Below are 2,527 nucleotides of genomic sequence, written 5' to 3' on the forward strand. Positions count from 1 at the left end.
GGGCTGCAAAGCAGCCCCCCTACACCACCGCCACCACCTTCCCAGCCCGACCCCGCCGCACCCAAGCCACCAACACCGCCGCCATCAGCACAAACCCCAGGTACCCAAACAGCGGATACACCTCGCCCACCAAGCTGATGAACCCCACCAGGCTGCAGCCGAACGCCACCACCCCGGTCACCACCGAGCCCCAGCGGAACTTCGCCGTACCCGCCGGCAACAGCCGCGACAGGAACGAGAACATCGTCCCCACCGCCGTGTTGACGATCATGCCGAAGATGATCAGGCACATCACCACCCCCAACACCGGCGACACCTCATTGGCGATCGACAGCATCGGCATCGGCAGGTCGGCGACACTGTCCAGGCGTGACAACAGCCCGGCGCTCATCACCAGCATCAAGCCGCCCAGCGCCGCGCCCCCCAGCAAGCCACCCCACACCGCCGACTTTTCGCCTTTGGCCGACCCCCCCAGAATGGCCAGGATCGGCGCACCGGCAACGATGTTGTAGGACACATACAGAAACGCGCCCAGCAGCCAATGGCGCGTGCCTGCCTGCTGCTGGCTGGCCAGGTGGTCGAGGTCGGCGAAACTCTGTTCACGGGTGAACACGGCATACAGTGCAATCGCCGAAGCCACCAGAATCAGCAACGGCGTGATCGCGCCGATGGCCAGGATCACCTTGCGCACGTCCAGGCACACGATGCCCACCACCACAAGCGTTACCAGCACACTGCCGGTCAATGCCGGGATGCCGAACTGCTGCTCCAGCAAAGCACCGCCACCGGCCAGCATGACCACGGTGACGGCGAACATGAAGAAGGTGATCAGCCAATCGACGAACAGGCCCAGGTGACGGCCACAGATGGCCTGGATCACGTCTTTGTGCGATGTCGCCCGCTGGCGGTTGCCCAACCCCGCCAGGGCCATGCCGAGGAAGGTGAACAAGGCGGCGCTGACCATCGCGCCAACCAACCCCCAGACCCCGAAATCGACAAAGAACAACAGCAGTTCCCGCCCCGAAGCAAAGCCCGCCCCTACGATCACGCCGACAAAGGCGCCGGCGATTTTCAGCTGCTCTTGCATGTGAACCTCTGTATTTATTGTTGTTAGGTGTGTTTGAGCGCCACGCATTCCTGTGTAGAAACGGCCTTGCCAGGGCGGCCTGTCAGTCCCCGATAAACGCCTGCACTTCGATTTCTACATCGACCCCCAGCGCCAACGCCGAGGCCACCGTCGAGCGCACAGGCAATGCGGCGCCGAAGAACTCTTTGTAAACCTCGTTGAAACCGGCAAAGTGGCTCATGTCCGAAAGCCACACCGTGGCCTTCACCACCTGGTCGAAATTCGCCCCACAGGCCGCCAGGCTTTCGCCGATGCGCTCGCAGGCCGCGCGGGTCTGGGTCTGAATATCACCCCGCACCACTTCGCCGCCGGCACTCATCGGCACCTGCCCGGACAGGAACAGAAAACCGCCCGCTTTTACCGCACGCGAAAACGGAAACGGCAAGCTGCTGGGGAAACGCTGGATGTCATTGCTCATGAGAAGCTCCTATCAAGGTTGTTGGAAACGTGCCGGGGACAAGCGCTCGGGCGCCACCCCCTGGCTGACAAGGCTAGGGCACAACGGCTGACCGAGCAGCAGGTCGGCCGCCAGGCGTGAAGCCCCTGCGGCCGACTGGATGCCATAGCCACCTTGTGCCGCCAGCCAGAAGAACGCGGGGCTGCGCGCATCGAAACCGATCACCAGGTCGCCATCGGCAACGAACGAGCGCAACCCGGCCCAGCTGTGGCTCGGGCGGCGGATGCTTAGCGTGGTCATGGCTTCGATGTTGTAGATGCCCAGTGCCACATCGAGCTCCTCGGGCGCAGCGTCCTGGGGTTCGACCGGGTCGGCGTTGGCCGGCGAGCCAAGCAGTTGGCCGGCGTCGGGCTTGAAGTAGAAGCTCTCGTCAACGCCGATCACCGCCGGCCAGCGGGCGAAGTCCTGGTCTGCCGGGCCTGGGAAGGTAAAGGCGCTGCGCCGGCACGGTTGCAGGCCGATGGCGCCCACGCCGCACTGCTCGGCGACACGGTCGGCCCAGGCACCGGCGGCATTGACCAGTCGACGTGCCTGGAGAGGGCTGCCATCGCTCAGTTGCACCTGCCATACCCCGTTGAGGTAGCAGGCCTGAGCCAACTCGGCATTGCAGCGCAGCTCGCCGCCGGCAGCGCGATAGCCGCGCAAAAAACCCTGGTGCAGCGCGTGCACGTCCAGGTCCATGGCGCCCGGCTCCAGCACCGCGCCCGCCAGCACTTCAGCGCGCAAGCTCGGCACCAGGGCCAGGGCCGCATCGCGGTCGAGCAGGCTGACGTCGGTGCCGTTGGCCAAGTTCTGGGCGTGGGCCTGTTCGAGCAGTTGCCGTTGCTCGACGCTGGCGACATAGAGGCAGCCGCGCGGTTCAAGCAGGGGGTGTTCGCAGAAGCCTGGTGGCGGCGCTTCATAGAACGCGCGGCTGGCGCGGGTCAGGGCTTGGATCTGCGGGG

Annotated in this window: 3 protein-coding genes; all 3 read right to left on the reverse strand. The window is 65.1% G+C overall.

Annotated features, from left to right (window positions below; genetic code table 11):
• Positions 1-19: 19 nt before the first annotated feature.
• Positions 20-1,087, reverse strand: coding sequence for a YkvI family membrane protein (locus tag NP534_RS26575; RefSeq protein WP_274100706.1), 1,068 nt, complete (start codon positions 1,085-1,087; stop codon positions 20-22).
• An 82-nt stretch (positions 1,088-1,169) separates the two neighbouring features.
• The gene (locus NP534_RS26580) at positions 1,170-1,544 is read right to left on the reverse strand and encodes a RidA family protein (protein ID WP_274100707.1); all 375 of its coding nucleotides are present in this window, start codon (positions 1,542-1,544) and stop codon (positions 1,170-1,172) included.
• A 12-nt stretch (positions 1,545-1,556) separates the two neighbouring features.
• Positions 1,557-2,527, reverse strand: a 971-nt coding sequence (locus NP534_RS26585; protein WP_274100708.1) for an NAD(P)/FAD-dependent oxidoreductase, incomplete at its 5' end; no start/stop codon positions are given.

Source organism: Pseudomonas sp. 39004, from assembly GCF_028682155.1.
GTDB classification, from domain to species: domain Bacteria; phylum Pseudomonadota; class Gammaproteobacteria; order Pseudomonadales; family Pseudomonadaceae; genus Aquipseudomonas; species Aquipseudomonas capeferrum.